General features: G+C 66.7%; 18 protein-coding genes. 15 read left to right on the top strand and 3 right to left on the bottom strand.

Annotated features, from left to right (window positions below; genetic code table 11):
- The first annotated feature begins 47 nt into the window (after positions 1-47).
- From AC1RJW_RS05375 to AC1RJW_RS05305, 15 genes are all read left to right on the top strand, one after another.
- On the top strand, positions 48-2009 hold the full coding sequence (locus AC1RJW_RS05375; protein ID WP_493044061.1) for a secretin GspD/PilQ domain-containing protein: 1962 nt from the start codon (positions 48-50) through the stop codon (positions 2007-2009).
- Positions 2006-3430 carry a tetratricopeptide repeat protein gene (locus AC1RJW_RS05370; protein WP_493044059.1) on the top strand — a complete coding sequence of 475 codons (1425 nt, stop codon included), beginning with the start codon at positions 2006-2008 and terminating at the stop codon, positions 3428-3430. The genes AC1RJW_RS05375 and AC1RJW_RS05370 overlap by 4 nt, the downstream gene beginning before the upstream one ends.
- Before the next feature lie 7 nt (positions 3431-3437).
- Positions 3438-5141, top strand: coding sequence for a GspE/PulE family protein (locus tag AC1RJW_RS05365; RefSeq protein WP_493044057.1), 1704 nt, complete (start codon positions 3438-3440; stop codon positions 5139-5141).
- Positions 5141-6346 carry a type II secretion system F family protein gene (locus AC1RJW_RS05360; RefSeq protein ID WP_493044055.1) on the top strand — a complete coding sequence of 402 codons (1206 nt, stop codon included), beginning with the start codon at positions 5141-5143 and terminating at the stop codon, positions 6344-6346. Before AC1RJW_RS05365 ends, AC1RJW_RS05360 begins: the two co-directional genes overlap by 1 nt.
- 7 nt (positions 6347-6353) lie before the next feature.
- Entirely contained in the window at positions 6354-7928 is a 1575-nt protein-coding gene (locus AC1RJW_RS05355) for a hypothetical protein (RefSeq protein ID WP_493044053.1), read from the top strand.
- Positions 7925-8611: a hypothetical protein gene (locus tag AC1RJW_RS05350; protein WP_493044051.1), complete on the top strand. Its 687-nt coding sequence runs from the start codon at positions 7925-7927 to the stop codon at positions 8609-8611. Before AC1RJW_RS05355 ends, AC1RJW_RS05350 begins: the two co-directional genes overlap by 4 nt.
- The gene (locus AC1RJW_RS05345) at positions 8608-9015 is read left to right on the top strand and encodes a hypothetical protein (RefSeq protein WP_493044049.1); all 408 of its coding nucleotides are present in this window, start codon (positions 8608-8610) and stop codon (positions 9013-9015) included. Before AC1RJW_RS05350 ends, AC1RJW_RS05345 begins: the two co-directional genes overlap by 4 nt.
- Complete coding sequence (locus AC1RJW_RS05340) at positions 9012-9758, top strand: hypothetical protein (RefSeq protein ID WP_493044047.1); 747 nt, start codon at positions 9012-9014, stop codon at positions 9756-9758. The genes AC1RJW_RS05345 and AC1RJW_RS05340 overlap by 4 nt, the downstream gene beginning before the upstream one ends.
- A complete protein-coding gene (locus AC1RJW_RS05335; protein ID WP_493044045.1) occupies positions 9755-10465 on the top strand; it encodes a type II secretion system protein in 711 nt (236 codons plus the stop codon). Before AC1RJW_RS05340 ends, AC1RJW_RS05335 begins: the two co-directional genes overlap by 4 nt.
- Positions 10465-11238, top strand: a complete 774-nt coding sequence (locus AC1RJW_RS05330; RefSeq protein ID WP_493044043.1) for an ABC transporter permease subunit — start codon at positions 10465-10467, stop codon at positions 11236-11238. The genes AC1RJW_RS05335 and AC1RJW_RS05330 overlap by 1 nt, the downstream gene beginning before the upstream one ends.
- Positions 11238-11957, top strand: a complete 720-nt coding sequence (locus AC1RJW_RS05325; RefSeq protein ID WP_493044041.1) for a hypothetical protein — start codon at positions 11238-11240, stop codon at positions 11955-11957. Before AC1RJW_RS05330 ends, AC1RJW_RS05325 begins: the two co-directional genes overlap by 1 nt.
- Positions 11958-12043: 86 nt before the next feature.
- Positions 12044-12616 (top strand): prepilin-type N-terminal cleavage/methylation domain-containing protein, encoded by a 573-nt coding sequence (locus tag AC1RJW_RS05320; RefSeq protein ID WP_070313522.1) that lies wholly within the window; start codon positions 12044-12046, stop codon positions 12614-12616.
- Positions 12617-12643: 27 nt separating this feature from the next.
- Positions 12644-13009, top strand: coding sequence for a NirD/YgiW/YdeI family stress tolerance protein (locus AC1RJW_RS05315; protein ID WP_493044039.1), 366 nt, complete (start codon positions 12644-12646; stop codon positions 13007-13009).
- A 233-nt stretch (positions 13010-13242) separates the two neighbouring features.
- Positions 13243-17724: a PAS domain-containing protein gene (locus tag AC1RJW_RS05310; protein ID WP_493044037.1), complete on the top strand. Its 4482-nt coding sequence runs from the start codon at positions 13243-13245 to the stop codon at positions 17722-17724.
- Entirely contained in the window at positions 17721-18641 is a 921-nt protein-coding gene (locus AC1RJW_RS05305) for a diguanylate cyclase domain-containing protein (protein WP_493044035.1), read from the top strand. Before AC1RJW_RS05310 ends, AC1RJW_RS05305 begins: the two co-directional genes overlap by 4 nt.
- 5 nt (positions 18642-18646) lie before the next feature.
- Here AC1RJW_RS05305 and AC1RJW_RS05300 read toward each other — a convergent pair whose 3' ends face one another.
- The 3 genes from AC1RJW_RS05300 to AC1RJW_RS05290 are packed head-to-tail and all read right to left on the bottom strand — an operon-like array spanning position 18647 to position 20725.
- On the bottom strand, positions 18647-19102 hold the full coding sequence (locus tag AC1RJW_RS05300; RefSeq protein WP_493044033.1) for a MaoC family dehydratase: 456 nt from the start codon (positions 19100-19102) through the stop codon (positions 18647-18649).
- Positions 19095-19583 carry a MaoC family dehydratase gene (locus tag AC1RJW_RS05295; RefSeq protein WP_493044031.1) on the bottom strand — a complete coding sequence of 163 codons (489 nt, stop codon included), beginning with the start codon at positions 19581-19583 and terminating at the stop codon, positions 19095-19097. The genes AC1RJW_RS05300 and AC1RJW_RS05295 overlap by 8 nt, the downstream gene beginning before the upstream one ends.
- Complete coding sequence (locus AC1RJW_RS05290; protein ID WP_493044029.1) at positions 19580-20725, bottom strand: acyl-CoA dehydrogenase family protein; 1146 nt, start codon at positions 20723-20725, stop codon at positions 19580-19582. Before AC1RJW_RS05290 ends, AC1RJW_RS05295 begins: the two co-directional genes overlap by 4 nt.
- Between the last annotated feature and the right edge of the window lie 2 nt (positions 20726-20727).

The raw sequence follows: 20727 nt of genomic DNA, 5'->3' as shown, positions 1-20727 counted from the left end.
TGGGTAAAATTACAAAAGCACAACATGACTCCAAGGGCGAACTTTTCATGAATCAACACCCTATTCCTGTGCTGGCCTCCTGGGTCGCCCTCGCCTGCAGCACCGTGCTGTCCGGCTGCGCCTCGCATCAAATGCCGCTGTCGCCTGCCCACCTCAATGCCGCGCCCCGCCCCGGCGGCGCCATTCCCGAACCGGTGCAGCAAAGCAGCGCGCTGGCCGCGCCCTTGCCCGCACCCAAAGTGGAAACCTACAGCGTCACCGTGCACAAGGTACCCGTGCAATCGCTGCTGTTCGCACTGGCGCGCGACGCGGGCATGAATATCGACATCCACCCGCAGATCGAAGGCAGCGTCACCCTGAATGCGCTGAACCAGACCCTGCCGCAATTGCTGGCGCGTATCAGCAAGCAAGTCGATATGCGCTACGAAATCGATGGCAAGAACCTGCTGGTGTTGCCCGACGCGCCCGTATGGCGCAATTACAAGGTCGATTACGTCAACATGGCGCGCAGCACCAACAGCAGCGTGAATATCGCCACGCAAATTTCCACGGCGGGCGGCGGCTCGAACAACGCCAGCAACCCGGTTGGCAGCACGCAGGGCAGCGGCGGCAATGGCAATAACAATTCGACCACCCTGGTCGTGAATCGTTCGGAAAATAATTTCTGGTACAGCCTGGAAAAGAATATCCGTGACCTGCTGCGCGAAACCACGCTCAACGACGTGCAGGTGGATCCGCTGGCGCAGCTGAACCAGCAATTGACGAGCGTGCCCGGCCAGCAGGGGCAGCAAGGCCAGCAGGGACAAGCGGGTCAGCCAGGCCAGCAGCAGAATCAGGGCGGCAATCAATACGGCGCCCAGGCGCCGATGCAGTATGGCAATCCGAATGGCGGCCAGCCTGCGCCAGGCCAGCAGCAGGGCAACGCCAACGCAAACCCGTCCCAGCCGCTGGATGCGAACGGCATGCCGCTGCTGAAACTGGCCAACAAGGGCAGCCCCTCGTCCGTCGTCGTCAACGTGGAAGGCGGCTTGATCGCCGTGCGGGCCACGGGGCGCCAGCACGAAAAGATCGCCGAATTCCTCGACGCCGTGTTGCACAGCGCCAAGCGGCAAGTGCTGATCGAGGCAACCATCATCGAAGTGCGCCTGAGCAATGAATACCAGCAAGGCATCAACTGGTCGCGCCTGACGGGCAGCCTGAGCCTGAATCAGAAGCAGGTGGGCACCTCGCCGCTCAGCAGCGGCGTCACGCCCGGCTCCACACCCGGCATCTTCGTGCTCAACTACATAAAGGACAGTTTCGCCACGACCATCCAGCTGCTCGAATCGTTCGGCAAGGTGAAAGTGCTGTCCAGCCCGAAAATCAGCGTACTGAACAATCAGACGGCCATGCTGAAGGTAGTCGACAACAATGTCTTCTTTACCATCAAGGTGACGCCCGCCGTGATCAGCTCGACGGGCACCATCACCACGCCGGCCACCTATGAGTCGAAGCTGGAAACGGTGCCCGTCGGCTTCGTCATGAGCGTCACGCCGCAAATTTCCGACAGCGACGAGGTCACGCTCAATGTGCGCCCCACCATCACGCGCATCGTTGGCTACGTGCAAGACCCAAATCCGGCCCTGGCCACGGCCAGCGTGATCAGCCGCGTGCCCGTGATCCAGGCGCGCGAGCTGGAATCGATCATGAAAGTGGGCAATGGCCAGATCGCCGTGATGGGCGGCCTGATGCAGGATTCCATCGACAATGCCAAGGATGGCGTGCCCGGCCTGTCCAGCCTGCCTTTGGTGGGCAATTTGTTTACCTATCGCAATGAGGCGAGCAGCAAGACGGAGCTGGTGATCTTCATGCGCCCCGTGGTGGTCAAGGATGCCAGCGTCGACGGCGATTACCGCGACTACCGCTACCTGCTGCCCGGCCAGGCGCCGCTGAACAGCCAGCCGTACACGGATGGCCCGCCCGCGTCCGCCGTCCAGCCGCAGGCACGCCTGCAGGGAGACGTCCCATGAGCTTGCTGATGCAGGCGCTCAAGAAGGCCGAGCGCGCCAAGCAGAACAGCCTTTCCGACGAGGAACTGGAAAAGCCGTCCGAAGCCTACGACCAGGTGCTGGAACTGGCGCCGGCCGACGCCCTGCCGCCCCGTCCCATGCCTGCCGCGCCACCGCCCGTGCAGCCGGCAAGCACCTTGAGCCTGGAACCGCTGCCGGACGCACCCGCGCCGCAGCCGGCACCCGGCCCAGCCCAGCCAGGTCCGCAGCCAGGCTCGCAGCAAGGCGCACCGCCCGGTCCGCCTCCCGAACCGCCGCGCGCGCGCCCCGAGCCGCCGCCCGCCAAGCCACGCGCCAGCCGCAGCAATCCGCCGCCGAAAGGTCCCACGGGCCCCATCAGCGTCGACCCGGCCACCGTGCGCCTGGGCGTGCTGCTGGCGATCCTGCTGCTGGTGGCCGCTTCCATGGCGTACTGGTACTGGCGCGCCAGCACCAGCCCCGGCGCGGGCGCCAACCTGCCCGGCGTGCCCATGCCATTGACGGATGCCCCGGGCACGGCCGGCGTTGCCGGCCCCATCGTGGTGGTGCCTGCGGCGGGCGGCGCCATGCCGGACGCCCCCGCGCCCGCACCGCTGCCGCAGGACGTGCCGCGCGAACAGCGCCCGCCAGCCGGCGCGGCGGAACAGCAGGCGATGATCCAGGCCGCCGCGCAAGCGGCCGTGGCCGCCCAGCTGGCGCAGCTGCCGCCGCCTGCACCGCCCAGCCTGCCACCGGTCATGGCGCCCGACAACAGCCAGATCCAGGTGCTGCGCAACGATACGGCGCCGCAAATCAACCCCGGCGTGCAGCAAGCCTACCAGGCCTTCAACGGGGGCCAGCTGGGTCTTGCTCGACAGCAATATGAAACGGTGCTGCAGCAGGATGCCAACAACCGTGACGCGCTGCTGGGCCTGGCGGCCGTGGCCCTGCGCGAGAACCAGGGCGCGCAGGCGGCGGCCCTGTACGTGCGTTTGCTGGAAATCAATCCGGACGATGGCGTGGCGCTGGCCGGCCTGATCGGCCTGCGCCAGGGCGACGTGGTGCAGAGCGAGGCCAGGCTGAAAGCCATCCTGGCGCGCAGCCCCGACAGCGCCCCCGTGCTGTTTGCACTCGGCAATGTGTACGCCAAGCAGCGCCGCTGGAATGAAGCACAGCAGCAGTTTTTCCGCGCCTACGGCGCCGCGCCCGGCAATCCCGACTATGCCTTCAACCTGGCCGTGGGCCTGGACCGGCTGAACCAGCCCCGGCTGGCCGCCACGTATTACCAGCGCGCCTTGACCCTGGCGCAAACCACGCCCGCCGCCTTCGACCAGGCCGTCGTGCAAACGCGTTTGCGCGAACTGGCGGCCCCCGCGCCGGCGGCCCCGGCCGAACCGCTCATCACCCCACCCCGTCAGGAATAAGCACTACATGGCAGAACAGGCAAAACTTCCGCTGGGCAAATTGCTGATCCAGAAAGGCGTGATCAGCGAAGACCAGCTGCGCATCGCGCTGATCGAGCAGCGGCGCAGCAGCGAACCGCTGGGCAAGCTGCTGATCACCCTGGGCTTCGTCACGGAAGCGACGGTGCGCGAAGCGCTCAGCGAAAACCTGAAACAGGTCAGCGCTGACCTGTCGAGCCTGGTCGTCGACGCCATTGCATTAAAACTGATCCCGAAGGACGTGGCCAAGCGCTACCGCGTCTTCCCCATCGTCTACGAGCGCCAGGCGGACAATTTGATCCTGGCCATGGCCGACACCAGCAACATCGTTGCGCTCGATCAAATCAGCGCCATGCTGGTCAAGGGCATCACGATTTCCACCGTGCTCGTCAACGAATCGGACATTTCGCGCGCCATCGACCAGTACTACGGTTTTGAATTGTCGATCGACGGCATCCTGCATGAAATCGAGACGGGCGAAGTCAGCTACCAGAGCATGGCTTCGCCCTCGGACGAGTACAGCCAGCCCATGGTGCGCCTGATCGACGCGCTGCTGGCCGATGCCGTGCAGAACGGCGCCTCGGACATCCATTTCGAGCCGGAACAGTCGTTCCTGCGCATCCGCTACCGCATCGACGGCATCCTGCGGCAAATCCGCAGCCTGCACAAATCCTACTGGCCGGCCATGGCCGTGCGCCTGAAGGTGATGTCGAACATGAATATCGCCGAGGCGCGCGCGCCGCAGGATGGGCGCATCAGCATCAAGTTTTCCGGGCGACAAATCGACTTCCGCGCCTCGGCGCAGCCCACCACGCATGGCGAAAACGTCGTGCTGCGCGTGCTGGACCGGCAAAAAGGCATCGTCCCGCTCGATGCGCTGGGCCTGGCCGAAGCGGAACTGAACCTGCTGAAACTCATGATCGCGCGCCCCGACGGCGTGATCCTTGTGACGGGCCCGACGGGCAGCGGCAAGACCACCACCTTGTATTCGATCATCAACCACATCAACACGGAAAGCGTCAATATCATGACCCTGGAAGATCCGGTCGAGTATCCGATGAACATGATACGCCAGACTTCCGTCAACGAATCCGTCAAGCTGGGCTTTGCCGACGGCATCCGCTCGATGATGCGGCAAGACCCGGACATCATCCTGGTGGGCGAGATCCGCGACCGCGAAACGGCGGAAATGGCCTTTGCCGCCGCCATGACGGGCCACCAGGTGTATTCCACCCTGCACACGAACTCGTCCATTGGCTCCATCTCGCGCCTGCTCGACATCGGCATCCTGCCCGACATCATGGCCGGCAACATCATCGGCATCGTGGCGCAGCGCCTGGTGCGCCGCTTGTGTCCGCATTGCAAGGAAACCGTGATCGCCGACGACGTCGAGCGCCGCCTGCTGGGTTTGACAGCAAGCGATGCGCCCGTCTCCATCTGCCGCGCCGTGGGCTGCGAGCGCTGCGCGCACCAGGGCTACAAGGGCCGCCTGGCGATCATGGAAATCCTCAAGATGACGGCCGAACTCGATGAATTGACGGCGCGCCGCGCCAGTTCGCGCGAATTGAAGAACGCGGCGCGCGCGGCCGGTTTCAAGGGCATCGTCGACGACGGCATGCGCCGCGTGATGGAAGGCGTGACCACCCTGGAAGAAGTGGGCCGCGTGGTCGACCTGACGGAAAGGCTGGCCTGATGGCGCAATATGTCTACCGCGCCATGGATGCCGCCGGCACTTTGATTCCCGGCAGCATGGAGGCGGCCAACGTGCCGGACCTGGAAGCGCGTTTGCACCGCATGCAGCTCGACTTGATCGACTGCAAGATCACGGGCCAGTATCTGGTGCTGCTGGGCAAGCGGATCATCCACCGCCGCGACCTGATCAATTTCTGTTTCCACATGGAACAGTTGACGGGCGCGGGCGTGCCCATCCTGGAAGGCTTGAACGACTTGCGCGAAAGCACGGACCACCCGCGCCTGCGCGAAGTCGTCACGGATCTGATCGAAAGCATCGAGGGCGGCCTGCCCCTGTCGGGCGCGCTGGCCCAGCATGGCGATATCTTCGACGCCACGTTTACCAGCCTGATTCTTGCGGGAGAACAAAGCGGCAAGATCGCCGACGTGTTCAAGAACCTCTCGGAAAGCCTGAAATGGCAGGACGAGCTGGCCTCGCAGACGCGCAAGATCGTCATGTACCCGATCGTCGTCGCGCTGGTGGTGGCGGGCGTGACGTTTTTCCTGATGATTTATCTGGTGCCCCAGCTGACGGCTTTCATCCGCAACATGGGCGGCGAGCTGCCGCTGCACACGCGCGTGTTGATCTTTGTATCGAATGTGTTCATCGATTACTGGTATGTGCTGCTGGCCTTGCCCGTGCTGCTGTTTTTCGGCCTGCGCGCGCTGATCCGCCGCAGCGAGGCGGCCCGCTACGCCTGGGACGGCTTGAAGCTGCGGCTGTGGCTGGTCGGCCCCGTGCTGCACAAGATCATCCTGGCCCGCTTCGCCACGTTTTTTGCCTTGATGTATGCTTCCGGCATCACGATACTCGAATGCATCCGCCTGTCCGAAGGCATTGCCGGCAACCAGGTGGTGGCAGCCGGCCTGCGCCGCGCCGCCCAGCTGATCAGCGAGGGCTACGGCGTCACGGCCGCCTTCCAGCACACGGGCATCTTCCCGCCGCTGGTGATCCGCATGCTGAAGGTAGGCGAGGCCACGGGCTCGCTGGACACGGCCTTGCGCAATGTCAGTTACTTTTACAACCGCGAAGTGAAGGAATTGATTGAAAAAGTGCAAGCCATGATCGAACCGGCCATGACGGTCATCCTGGGCTTGCTGCTGGGCTGGATCATGCTGTCGGTGCTGGGGCCGATCTACGACACCATCAGCACGATCAAAACTTGAGGCCGCCGTGTTCCGCAAACAATTACTCTACATTACCAGCGACGCGCTGTGCGCCTACGACTGGGACCACGGCGTGCTGGGCCAGGGCCACGTGTTCCCCGCCAGCGCGGCCGGGCTGGACGGTTTCGCCGCTTGGCTGGAAGATCCGCAGGCACAGCGGCTCGACGTGCCCGCCTACCTGCTGACGGACCTGATCGAGGAAGATTTCCAGCGCCAGCTGCTGCCCCACGTGCGCGGCAAGGCGGGCCGGGCCTTGCTGGAGCGGCGCAAGCAGCAGTTGCACCGCGACACGCCCTACCGCGGCAGCACCCTGCTGGGACGCGAAAGCACGGGCCGCCACGATGACCAGGTGCTGTTCTTTGCACTCACCAACCCGTCGCTGCTGCAGCCGTGGACGGAGGCGCTCGAGCACTTGCGCGTGCCCGTGGCCGGCATTTATTCGACCAGCCTGCTCAGTATCGCGCTGGTCAAAAAGCTGTCGATCGCGCACGAACACTTGCTGCTGGTGACGCAGCAATCGGGCGGCTTGCGGCAAAGCTATTACGAAAAGGGCCAGCTGCGCTTTTCGCGCCAGACGGCCACCATCGCACTCGACGGCGTGGCCGTGAATATTGCCCTGGAAACGGAAAAGACGCGGCAATTTCTCACCAGCACGCGCATGCTGGCGCGCGGCGACGTCTTGAATACCGTCATCCTGGCGCCGGCCGCGCAAATCGCCAAGCTCGAATTGCTCTGCGACAACGGCGTGGAAGTGGCTTACCACTTCATCGACCTGCAGCTGGCGGGTGCACGGGTGGGCTTGCGCCGGACGCCGGCGCTGGCCGACGAATTGCTGCTGACCTTGCTGGGCAAGCATCCGCCGTCCAGCCACTATCCGCCCGGCGCGCTGTCCCGCTACTACCACTTCCAGCGCGCGCGCAAGACGCTGTATGGCGCCAGCGCGCTGATCGGCGCGTCGGCAGCTTTGTGGTGCGCGATTAACTTGCTTGGCGGCATAACCGACGGGGCCGCCACGCAGCGCCTGGAGCAGGAAACGGCGTCCTACCAGGAGCGCTACCGCAACGTCATGTCGACCCAGCCGCCAGCGCCGGCCAAGACGCAGAACATGAAGGTGGCCGTGACCCTGGGCCACATGATCGCCACCCAGGCGCCGGAGCCGGGCCGGCTGCTGGGCATGCTGAGCGCCGCGCTGGACCAGGCACCGCAAGTCGCGCTGGGCCAGCTGCACTGGCATGCGGGCCAGGCGCCCGCGCGCGCGGCCGGCGGCCAGCCACCGCAGCAGCAGCAGCAGCAGCAGCAGCAAGGTGGCACGACCGGCAGCGCCCTGGCCGGCATTCCCGTCGCGCCGCCGCAGGCGCTGCGCCTGGAAGCGGACGTGGCCATGCCGAACAACGATTACCGCGCGGCCCTGGCCGCCATCACGGCCTTCGCGCAAATCCTGGCGCGCCAGCCGGGCATGCAGGTGACGATCGAGGAAACGCCGCTCGACTTGCGCCCCAGCGTGGCCCTGTCCGGCAAGAGCGCCGCCCCTGCCCCGGACAGCCAGGCCCGCTTCACCCTCTTGCTCGCGTGGCAGCCATGAGCGGCCCCGTCAAGCAACCGCCCCTGCCCGGCATGCAACGGACGGGCGCGCCCGCGCGCACCCTGCCCGCCTGGCTGGGCGAACTGCACCTGATACGCCGCGCCCTGCTGTGCTTTGCGCTGACCATGCTGGCCAGCCTGGTGCTGCTGAGCCTGAGCATCGCCTACCGCGCGCGCGAAGCGCAGCAGCTGGACCTGGCCCAGCGCACGCGCTCGGCGGCCACCACCCTGTTCAACCACGCGGAAGCGGAAAAGCAGGAAATCCGCGCCTACGAACCGCAATTCCTGGCCTTGCGCCGGCGCGGCCTGATCGGCGAAGAAAACCGCCTGGCCTGGATCGATGCCATCCGCCGCAGCCAGGAACAGCGCAAACTGTTGCCGATCAGCTATGACATCAGCCCGCAGCAAGGGCTGCAAGTGCCGCTGCCCATGGTGATGGGGCAATATCATCTGTACGGCAGCCGCATGCGCCTGCAGATGGATTTGCTGCACGAGATGGATTTGCTGAACCTGCTCGGCGATTTGCGCCAGGCCGGCTATTTCGCCGTGCAGGATTGCACGCTCAAACGCCATGCGGCGGCCGGGGCCGGGCCAGGCGGCGGCGGGGCATTGCCCACCCTGGGCGCCGAATGCGAGCTGCTGTGGCTGACCCTGGGCAGCGCGCCCGTGCCGGGGCGGCCATGAAGACCACCCTCGTCCTGTGTGCGCTGCTGGCTGGCGCCGCGCTGACGGCCCAGGCACAGTCGCCGCAGCTGGGGCGATTGTTCCTGTCGCCCGAGCAGCGCGCCCAGCTCGACGCGCAGCGCTACGGGCCGCCGCCGGCCAATCCGGCCCTGACGCCTCCGCCGCCACCGCCACCGCCGCCACCGCCCGCCCCGCCCGTGGAATTGAATGGCGTGGTACAGCGCAGCAGCGGCCGCTCCACCGTCTGGCTGAACCAGGAAGCGCAGAACGAGCCGCACAACCTTCTTGCGCGTGAGCAGCCCGGCAGCCTGACCTTGCGCCTGTCGACGGGCCAGGTGGTGCTCCTGAAACCTGGCCAGCGCTACGACCCGGCCAGCGGCACGGTCACCGAGGCGCAGCCATGACGCCGCGCCAAACTCATTGCCAAGCGCATGGCCAGGCGCGTCGCCAGCGCGGTGCCGCCCTGTTGCTGCTGGTGGCCGTGCTGGGCCTGGGCGCGGCCAGCCTGCTGATCGGCGCCTTTGGCCGCAACACGGGCGAGGCCGAACGCCAGCAGCGCACCCTGGCCACCCTGGCGCAGGCGCGCGACGCCTTGCTGGGCTTTGCGGCGGTCAACGGCCGCCTGCCCCGCCCTGCCGCCTCCGCCCTCGACGGGCGCGAACGGGCCGCCGACTGCGCCGACGACGCCGAGTGCAGCGGCTTCTTGCCGTGGGTGGCGCTGGGCGTGGCCGGTGTCGACGCCTGGGGCAAGCTGCTGCGCTACAGCGTCACGCCGGAAATGGCGCGCGCCCCCATCGTCTCGTTTTCCGCCGTTGCCAACAGGGTCGTGCTGGGCCGCGACGGGCGCGGCGAACTCGCCTACGTGGCAGGACATGACCAGTGCGACGTGAGCGCGCAATGCCTGCCCGTCGTGCTGTTCTCGCAAGGCAAGAATCACTACGGCACGGCCGCCAGCGGCGTGACGCAGATCAATACGGCACACGGCAATATCGACGAAGCCGCCAACGACAGCGCGAGCCGCCGCTTCATTAGCCGCCCCGCCACCGAACTTGCCACGCTGCCCGGTGGCGCCTTTGACGACATGCTGACCTGGATTACCTTGCCCACCCTGTATCAACGCATGCGCGCCGCGCGCAACCTGCCATGAGCGCCCGCCATGCGCGCCGCCAGGGCGGCTTCTCCCTGATCGAGATCGCCATCGTGCTCGTCATCGTCGGCCTGATGATCGGCGGCCTGGTCACGCCCTTGACGGTGCAGCTGGAACAGCGCAAGGTGGCCGAGACGCAACAAGCGCTGAATGAAGCGAAAGAAGCGCTGACGGGCTACGCGCTGCGCTACGGCTACCTGCCGTGTCCCGCCATTTCCGCCGGCAATGGCCTGGAAGACCGGCGCGGCGCCCGCTGCACGGGCGAAAAACGCGCCGGGTTCCTGCCGTGGGCCACCCTGGGGCTGCGCCAGGGCGACAGCTGGAACAATCTGTTCCGCTACAGCGTGACGCCGGCCTTCAGCGACAGCGAGCAGCAGTTCAACCTGGGCACGCCGCGCGACATCAGCATCGTCACGCGCAACGGCGGCGCACTGCTGCAGGCGACGGCGTTGCAGGACATTCCCGCCATGATCATGTCGCACGGCAAGAACGGCTTTGGCGCCACGGGCGTGCAGGGCCAGCGCCAGGCTGTGCCTTTCGGCAACAATGTCGACGAGCGCAACAATGCATCGAACGCCACCACCTTCATCAGCCGCGCCGCCAGCGGCCCGCAGCAGCCCGGCGGCGAGTTCGACGATATCGTCGTCTGGCTGTCGCCGAACATCCTGTTCAACCGCATGGTGGCGGCGCAAAGGCTGCCCCGCTGATGCCGATGCTCCTGCCCGCCCTCACCATCGCCCGCTACACGCTGCTCGAAGCGCTGCGCAGCCGCCTGCCGTGGCTGTTCATGCTGGCCGCCTGCGCCGGCGCCGGCCTGGCCGGCTTCCTGCAGCAACTGGCGCTGACGGAAAGCGGCGCCGTGCAGGCGGCGCTGCTGGCGGCCACCCTGCGCCTGGCCAGCGTCTTCCTGCTGGCCACGTTCATCATCACCAGCATGGCGCGCGAAGCGGCCGACCGGGGCCTCGAGCTGCTGCTGGCCTTGCCCATGCCGCGCGCAGCCTACCTGCTGGGCAAACTGCTGGGCTACGGGGCGCTGGCGGCCGTGCCCGCCGTGCTGTTCGGCCTGTTGATGGCGCTGTTTGCCGCGCCCGCGCAAAGCGCGCTGTGGGCGCTGTCGCTGCTGGGGGAATTATGGATCCTCGCCGCCTTCAGCCTGCTGTGCGCGGCCAGCCTGCAGCAGGCCCTGCCCGCGCTGGCCGCCACGGGCGGCTTTTATGTGCTGGCGCGCATGCTGGGCAGTCTGCAACTGCTGGCGCACGGCCCGCAGGCGGGCGACTCCCTGGTGCAACGGGCCACGGCAGGCGCCATCGACGTGCTGGCCCTGCTCTTGCCCCGCCTCGACGCCTTTGCGCGCACGGAGTGGCTGCTGTATGCCACCGGCGACTGGCAAGCCCTGGCCGGCGTCGCGGCGCAAACGGCCATCTATGTCGCCTTGCTGGCCAGCTGCGCGCTGTGCGACTTTTACCGCAGGAACATCTGATGGCCGCCGCCCTGCGTCCCTGGTCGAGCGTGCCGCGCCCCCTGTGCTGGCTGCTGGCGGCCTGCCTGCTGCTGCAGCTGGGCTGGCGCCTGGCGCAGCAGCACGCACCGCCACAGGCGCGGCCCCTGCCCGCCGCGCCGCCGGCAGCCGTGGCGCGCCTGGCCAGCCTGGGCGAGCCGCTGGCCATGTCGAAGGCCATGCTGCTGTACCTGCAATCGTTCGAGGACCAGCCCGGCGTCAGCCTGCCGTGGAGATCGCTCGACTATGACCGCCTGGCCGGCTGGCTGGAGACGGCGCAAACGCTCGATCCGCGCAGCCAATATCCGCTGGTGGCCGCCAGCGAAGTGTACGCGGGCGTGGCCGACCCGCGGCGCGCGCGGCGCATGCTCGATTTTGTCGCCGCCAGCTTCGCCGCCGACCCGCAGCACCGCTGGCCCGCCATGGCGCAGGCGGCGCTGGTGGCCAAGCACCAGTTGCATGACCTGCCGCTGGCGCTCGCCTATGCACGCCAGCTGCGCCGGCTGGCGACGGGGCCGCAAGTGCCGGCCTGGGTGCGCGAAATGGAAGCGTTCATCCTGGAAGACATGGACCAGCTCGACAGTGCCCGCCTGGTGATCGGCGGCCTGATCGCCGGCGGCCAGATCACCGATCCGCACGAGCTGGCCTTCCTCGCGCGCAAGCTCGACGAGCTGGCCCAACAGAAAAAGGCGGCGCCGTGAGCCGCCGTCCGAAATGCCATGCGCGCGCGGCGCCATTTGCAGTAAACTGCCATCCCAAGCACCAGCATTTTTTCCAAGGACATCCCATGCTTCCACGCCGCCAGCACGGCTTTACCCTCGTAGAAATCGCCATCGTCCTGGTCATCATCGGCTTGCTGCTCGGCGGCGTGCTCAAGGGACAAGGCTTGATCGACAGCGCCAAGGTGAAAAACATCATCCAGCAATCGAATGCGCTGACGGCCGCCGTCAACGCCTACCAGGACAAGTTCCGCGCCCTGCCCGGCGACGATATCCAGGGCACCGTGCACGTGCCCAATTCGGCCGGCAACGGCAATGGCGATGGCCAGATTGGCGACGGCCAGCCGCGCGAATTCACGCTGGCGCCGCAGCACCTGGCGCTGGGCGGCTTCATTACCGGCTCGTTCAACGGCACCTCGCAATTCATGACCAGCGCCCAGGGCGGCGCCGTCTACCTGTACAACGACGAAGTGGGCGGACGGGCCGGCAACGGCATCCGTTTCGACAACTTGCCCGAGAGCTACGCGGAGCAGATCGACAGCAAACTCGACGATGGCGTGGCCAGCACGGGCAGCGTCCGGGCGAACATGCCCTATGGCAATACCGGTGCTATCATCCCCCGCACCGCCGTCTTTTTCTAAGCCGCCAGTCACTATCGAAGGAATACCATGCCACTGCACCGCCAACTCATCGTCTCCCTGGCCGCCGCCTGCGCCTTGCTGGCCGGCAGCGCGCACGCCCAGTACGTGGGCCGGACGGCCGGCCCCGCCGCGCCCGGCAGCGTGGCCGCCATCCTGAAAAATCCCGTCGACGACCAGGCCGTCGTGCTGCGCGGCAACCTGCTGCGCAAAGTGGGGAACGAAAAATACACGTTCTCCGACGGCACGGCGGAAATCCGCGTGGACATCGACGACAAGGTCTTCATGAACCGCAAGATCGACGCCAGGACCCGGGTGGAAATTCGCGGCGAAGTGGAAAAAGACTTCATGGAAAGCCCGGAAATCGATGTCGACGTACTGACCGTGGTCCCCTGAGCTTCCTTGCCCTCCCGCCGCCACGGCGGGAGGAGCGTCCCCCCCCTTCTGTATGCCTTGCGCAACCTTTTTTCCATCCAAGAAACTAGGCTTGTCAGAACAATCAATTTCGTCTAGCATCTTTTCATTCAAGGTCAGCCAGCGCCAGCGTGAGCCTGCCTGTCGACTCATCCATTCTGGGAGCTTTCCGGGTGCAAGATTTGCCTTCGATACGCTCAAGAATTTCATGGCTGGTGTTCGCCTGGGTCATTCCGACGGCACTCGTGTTTCTCCTGCTCGTGGCGCAAAGCTACACGCGCGAACGCGGCCATGTCGTCAGCGAAACGGCACAGGCGGCACGGGCGGTCGCCGCCGCCATCGAACGCGACTTGAGCGGCGCCCAGATGGCCGCGCGCATCCTGGCCGCCTCGCCCGCCCTGCAGGACGACGATATCGGCGCCCTGCGCGCCCTGGCCGGCAGCCTGCTGCAGCCGGGCCGGGCCGTCAGCGCCTACATCATCTCCGACGCCAAGGGACGCCAGCTGGTCAATACAGCCTTGCCCGCCGGCCAGGTGCCGCCGCCCTTGCCGCAGAAATGGGCCGCCAGCATGGAGCGCGCGCGCGACTACGGCAAGCCTCGGCTGACCAGCCTGCTCATGGCGCCGGACGAGGTGCCGCGGCTGGCCCTGAACCAACCCTTGCCGCGGAATCAAGGTCCCGCCTATGTGCTGACGGCGCTGTACCCGCCCGACTACCTGCCCGTGCTGCTGCGCGAGCTGCACCTGCCGGCCTACCTGGGCGCGGCCATCGTCAACGCCGACGGCATCAACGTGGCGCGCACCCTGGCGCCCCAGCGCTATGTGGGCCAGCGCAGCCCGGCCCCCCTGCTGGAGCAGATACGCCAGGCGCGCGAAGGCGTGCTGCGCCATGCCACCCTGGAAGGCATCGACGTGTATACGGGCTTTCGCCGCGCGCCGGACGACGCCTGGACGGTGGCCGTCACCATCCGCACCAGCACGGTGGCCGAAGCCCTGCTGCGCTCCGTCGTCACGGGTTCCCTCATCCTGGCCCTGCTGCTGGGCGCCGGCTTTGCCCTGGCCTGGCGCGTGGGCGGCCGCCTGGCCCGCACCCTGCAGGAACTGACCGTGCAGATCCATGCGCTGGCGCAAGGCAAACCCTTGCTTTCGAACAAGCACTCGGACCGCGAATCGGCCGACATGGCCAACGCCCTGGGCGCGCTGGAACGCGACTTGCGGCGCCACCGCACGCAGCTCGAAAGCCTGGTGGACGAACGCACCCTGGCCCTGGAAAAATCCACGCGCCTGCTGGAAACCGTCTACGCGACGGCGCCCATCGGCATGCTGTTCGTGGACCTGGACTTGCGCATCGTCATGGTCAACCAGTACCTGGCCGCCATCAACGGGGCCAGCGTGGCGCAGCATCTGGGCCGTCCCGTGGGCGCCATGCTGTTCGACGCCGCCGTGCGCATGGAGGTGGAACGCTGCGTGCGCCAGGTGCTCGAGACGGGATCGCCCATCGTCGACCTTGAATTGCAGGGCCATAGCGGGCAGCAGCGCGAGCAGCTGAGCCACTGGATCGTCTCGTATCACCCGATTTTCGGCCCCGAGCAGCAGTTGCTGGGCGTGTCGGGCCTGTGGCTGGACATTAGCGAACGCAAGCGCAGCGAAGCGGAATTCCGCCGCTCGAAGCACCTGTTCGGCACCATCATCGAAAACATTCCCGCCATGGTCTTCGTCAAGCGCGCCGACAAGCTGAGCTTTGAAATGGTCAACCGCCACGCGGAACTGACCTTGGGACGCTCGCGCGAGCAATTGCTGGGCAAGACCGACCACGACTTCTTCCCGCCGCAGCAGGCGGCCGCCTTCGTCAGCGCCGACCGCAAGCTGCTGGCCACGGGGCAGATGGTGGAAATCGAACAGGAGCCGATCAACACGGCCGACGGCACCACGCGCCACTTCACCACGCGCAAGGTGGTGCTGCGCGACGACGCGGGCCGCGCCAGCCACGTGCTGGGAGTATCGATCGACATCACGGAACGCAAGCGCGCCACCGAGGTGCTGCACGCCACCACCTTGCGCCTGGAACAGAGCGAGCGCTTCATCCGCACCGTCACCGACAACCTGCCCGGCATGGTGTCGTACTGGGGCGCCGATTTGCGTTGCCGATTTGCAAATAATTTCTATAATGAATGGTTTGGCCGCAGCAGCGCCGAGCTGGCCGGCATCCACATGAGCGAATTGCTGGGGCAGGAACTGTTCGATGTGTATGCGCCCCACGTCGAGGGCGTGCTGGCGGGCCGGCCGCAAAGCTTCGAGCGCGACCTGCTCGACCCCACGGGCCAGGTCTGCCATACGTGGACCAATTACATCCCCGACGTCGATGACAACGGCGGCGTGCGCGGCTTCTTCGTGCTGGCCTCGGACGTCTCCGAACTCAAGCGCACGGAATTGCGCCTGCACGAACTCAACGAGCAAATGGTGCGCGCGCGCGACAAGGCCGAGGCGGCCAGCACGGCGAAGAGCGAATTTGTCGCCAACATGAGCCATGAAATCCGCACGCCGATGAACGCCATCATCGGCCTGGCGCGCCTGCTGGAAGAGTCGCCGCTGGAACGGCGCGAGCGCAGCTACGTCGGCAAGATCCAGATGGCCACGCAGTCGCTGCTCCATATCGTCAACGACGTGCTCGATTTTTCCAAGATCGAGGCGGGACAGATGGTGCTGGAACAGCGCCGCTTCCAGCTCGAGCGCATGCTCGACAGCGTCGGCGTCCTGCTGGCCAGCGGCGCCTGGGCGCGCGGCGTGGAGCCCGTGTTCGTGCTCGACCCGGGCGTGCCCGATGAACTGATCGGCGACGCCCTGCGCGTGGAACAGATCCTGATCAACCTGGTGGGCAACGCCGTCAAATTCACCGCGCATGGCGAAGTGGTGCTGGCCATCGCCATGGTGGCCGAGGATGCGGCCAGCGCGACGCTGGAGTTTTCCGTGCGCGACACGGGCATCGGCATCGGCGCGGCCGAGCAGGAGCGCATCTTCGACGCGTTTTCCCAGGGCGACAGCGGCACCAGCCGCAAATACGGCGGCACGGGACTGGGGCTGGCCATCTGCCGGCGCATGGTGGAATTGATGGGCGGCAAGCTCAGCGTGAAAAGCGCGCTGGGCCAGGGTTCCGACTTCCGCTTCAGCTGCCGCTTCGGCAAGGTGGCGCCGCCGCCCGAGCCGCCGGGCAAGGCCGCGCCCAGGGATCTGTCGCTGCTGATCATCGACGACAACGCCAGCGTGCGCGCCATGCTGGAAGGCTGGTGCGCGGCGCAGGGCTGGCACAGCCGCAGCGCCGACAGCGGCGCGGCCGGCCTGGCGTTGCTGCGGGCCCACGCCGGCGGCGCGCCGGCGGCAGACCTCGTGCTGCTCGACGCGGCCATGCCGGGCATGGATGGCATTTCCATGCTCACCGAGGCGCGCGCCGGCGCGCACCTGGCGCTGCCGCCCGTGATCATGCTGGTGGCCGACCACGACAGCGAAAACCTCGAACGCCTGGCCGACAGCCTGATGCTGGCCGGCATCGTCTCGAAACCGGCCACCCCGGCGCGCCTGCTGGCGGCCGTAACGGCCGTGCGCGACGGCCGCAATGGCCGCAACGCACCGTCCGCGCTGCCCGTTTCCACGCCCCTGTCGGGATTGCTGGAAGGCATGCGCGTACTGCTGGTGGAAGACAATGAAATCAACCAGGAGGTGGCGCAGTACATCCTGCTGCACTCGGGCGCGCGCGTGGCCGTGGCCGCCAACGGCAAGCTGGCCGTCGACCTGCTGGCGCAAACCCCGCAAGCCTGGGACGTGGTGCTGATGGATTTGCAGATGCCCGTCATGAATGGCTATGACGCCACCCTGGCCATCCGCGCGCTGGGCTTGCCGGACCTGCCCATCGTCGCCATGACGGCCAATGCCATGGACGAAGACCGCCTGCGCGCCGTCGCCAGCGGCATGAATGCACACGTGGCCAAGCCCATCGATGTCGACGAGATGATCCTGACCCTGAACCGGCTGGTGCCGGCGCTCCCGGGTGGCAGCGCTGGCGCCGTACAGGCGGGCGATGCCGTCACGCAGACGCCGGACCTGCCGGCCGCGGTACCCGGCATCGACCTGGCGGCGGCCCTGCACCGCTTCGGCGGCGATTACGGCGCCTTCCTGGCCCTGCTCAAGCGCTTTGAGAATTCGCAAGGCGACGCCGTCGAGGACACCCGGCGCCTGCTGGCCGCTGGCCAGACGCGGCAGGCGGAACAACTGCTGCACCGCGTCTGCGGCGTGGCGGCCAACCTGGGCGCCACGCATGTCGCCAGCCTGGCCGGCGAGGCGGAAAAGGCGCTGAAAACGGGGCAACCGCACGCCTCGTCCGCCTTGCTGGGACAGCTGGAACTGGCGATGGCGGAAGTCATCGAAGCGGCGCGCACCCTGCCCTCGCCCCTGCGGCGCGGACAGCCGGCAGCGGCAGCGCCCGGCAGCGCACCGCTCGACCTGCGCGCCGGCCTGGCCGAACTGCTCGTCTTGATCCGCAACAATAACCTGAAAGCGCTGGCGCAATTCCACGCCCTGCACGCCGCCATACAACAGGCAGACCGAGAAGCGGCCCTGGCGCTGGCCAACGCGATCGAGACACTGGATTTTTCCGAAGCGGAAAAACTCGTGCTCGATCAGCTGAAACGAGAGGAAAACAAGTGAGCTGGACCAACCTTGCCATGAACGGGCGCATCCTCATCGTCGATGACGCCATGGAAAACATCCAGATCCTGCACCAGCTGCTGCGCGAGGAACACGACGTGCTGTTCGCCCTGAGCGGCGTCAAGGCGCTGGAAATTGCGCATAATCAACTACCGGACCTGATCCTGCTCGACGCCGTCATGCCCGGCATGGATGGTTATGCCGTCTGCAACGCGCTGCGCGAATCGGCCATCCTGAGCGCCATCCCCGTCATTTTCGTCACGGCCCTGAACCAGCCCGAGGACGAGACGCGGGCGCTGGAAGCGGGCGCCGTCGACTTCATCACGAAACCATTCAACGCGGCCGTCGTGCGGGCCCGCGTGCGCACCCAGCTGACCATCAAGCGGCAGGCCGACGCCATGCGCGAGCTGTCGCTGACGGACTCGCTGACGGGCGTGGCCAACCGGCGCAGCTTCAATGACACGATGGACAGCGAATGGCGGCGCTGCGCGCGCGACGGCGTGCCGATGGCCCTCATCATGGCCGATATCGACCACTTCAAGGATTACAACGACACGTATGGCCACCAGGCGGGCGACCTGTGCCTGCAGCAGGTGAGCGCCGCCCTGCGCCGCTGCGCCGTGCGCCCGCCCGACCTGCTGGCGCGCTACGGCGGCGAGGAATTCATCATCCTGCTGCCGCAGGAAACGCGCGACGGCGCCGAAGTGGTGGCCCAGCGCATCCTCGACGAAGTGCGCGCCCTGCAAATTCCCCACGCCAGATCGAGCGTCGGCCCGCACGTCACCGTCAGTCTGGGCATGGCCAGCGTCATGCCCACCGAAGGCATGGATCCCAGCGCCCTGATCCGCGCCGCCGACGCCCTGCTGTACCGCGCCAAGCATACGGGGCGGGACAGGTATTGCGCGGAAGGAGAGTGAGATAGTTACGGATAGCAACGCATCAAAAACTCCGCCACGCACACGGGTTTCGTGTCGCCTTCCCTCTCCATGGTCACGGCCCAGTTCACTTGCGCCCCTTCCGGCACGTCCTCGACGGAAAGGATGTCGAGCCGCGCGCGCAGGCGGCTGCCCACGGGCACGGGCGCGGGGAAACGCACTTTATTGAGGCCGTAGTTGATGGCCATGCGGATGCCGGCCATGTGCAAGGCGCCCGCAAGCATGGCCGGCAGCAGAGATAACGTCAGGAAACCGTGCGCCACGGTGCAGGCGTACGGCGACTCGCGCGCACAGCGCTCGGCGTCGACATGGATCCACTGATGGTCGTCCGTGGCGTCGGCAAAGGTGTCGATGCGCTGCTGCGTGATGGTGAGCCAGTCGGACACGGCCACGTGCTGTCCCGACAAGGCCTGGAAACCGGCGATGCCGGCGATGTCACGCATGCTGCTCTCCGGCCGGACGGCGGCCGAACATGCCCATGCCTTCGACGGTGGTCACCACCTCGCCACGCTGGTTACGCACGCTCCACACGGAAATGACGATGCCGCGGTCCGGCTTCGAGGTCGACGGCCGCACTTCCTTGACCTGGTAGGTCAGCTGCAGGGTGTCGCCCGCGCGCACGGGCTTGAGCCAGCGGATGCTGTCCAGGCCGGGCGAGCCCATGCTGGACGAATACTTGAGCAGATTGTCCACCACCAGGCGCATCATCATGCCGCAGGTATGCCAGCCGCTGGCGATGACGCCCTTGAAGATGGTCTTTTCCGCGGCCGCATGGTCGACATGGAACGGCTGCGGGTCGAAATCCGTGGCGAAGGCGATGATTTCCGCCTCCGTCACGTGGCGCTGGCCCAGGTCGATTTCCATGCCTTGCGTAAAGTCTTCGAAATACCAGTGCTTGGGTTTGATTCCGGTCAATGCGGTCATGCGGTCTCCGTCGGCAAGAAGCCCGGCTGGGCGATAAAGCGCTCGAGATGGTGCTCCACGTCGCCCAGGGTCAGGGCGATCATGGAGAGGCGCTTGAAATGATGGGCGGCAGGCAATTCGTCCGTCACGCCCATGCCGCCATGCAATTGCACGGCTTGCTGGCCGACAAAAGTAGCGGCCAGGCCCACCCGCGCCTTGGCGGCGGAGACCGTGCGGCGCCGCTCCGCCGCGTCCTCGCTGCCGGCCTTGGCGGCGGCCAGCATGGCCATCGAGCGGGCTTGCTCGAGGTGGATGAACATGTCGGCCATGCGGTGCTGCAAGGCCTGGAACTTGCCGATCGGCGCGCCGAACTGCTGGCGCGTCTTCAAATATTCGAGGGTAGCGGCAAAGATGGCGTCCATGGCGCCCACGGCTTCCGCGCACAGCAAGGCGGCGCCATAATCGAGCGCCGCGTCGAGCACGGGCCAGCCCTGCCCCGCCTGGCCGATCAGCGCGTCGTGGCCCAGCACCACTTGCACGAGGGTCACGGTGGCGGCGCGCTGGCCGTCGATGGTGCGGCAATCGCGCACGGAAACACCGGGCGCGTCGACGGGCACGAGGAACAGCGAGATGCCGTCCGTCTCATCCTGGCCGCCGCCGCTGCGCGCCGACACGATCAAAGAATCCGCCTGGGCGCCATGGATGACGACGGTTTTCTCGCCGTCGAGCACGAAGCCGTCGCCGCTGGCGATGGCCGTGGTGGCGATGTCGTGCATGTCGTGGCGCGACTGGCGCTCGCCCAGCGCGCAGGCGAGCTTCAGGCTGCCGCTGGCCACCTGTTCCAGCACCGCATCATGGCCGCCGGCCAAGGTCAAAAAGCGCGCCCCCAGCACGGTGGCGAAATACGGTTCGACCACCAGGCCGCGGCCCAGTTCCTGCATCACCAGCAGCATGTCGACGGCCGTGCCGTCGAAACCGCCCGCGGCGGCCGGCAGCGGCAAGGCCGTCATGCCCAGCTCGGCCAGGGTGGCCCAGGCGGCATCGGACGTACCCGTGGCGGAATGGATGATGGTTTGCCGCGTTTCAAACGGGTAATCCTTGTCGACCCAGCGCCGGAGCGCGTCGGCGAATTGCTGCTGTTCGTGATTAAAATGGAAGTCCATGT

The organism is Janthinobacterium sp. GW822-FHT07A03, from assembly GCF_058798815.1.
This window is presented reverse-complemented; position numbering and strand designations above follow the sequence as displayed.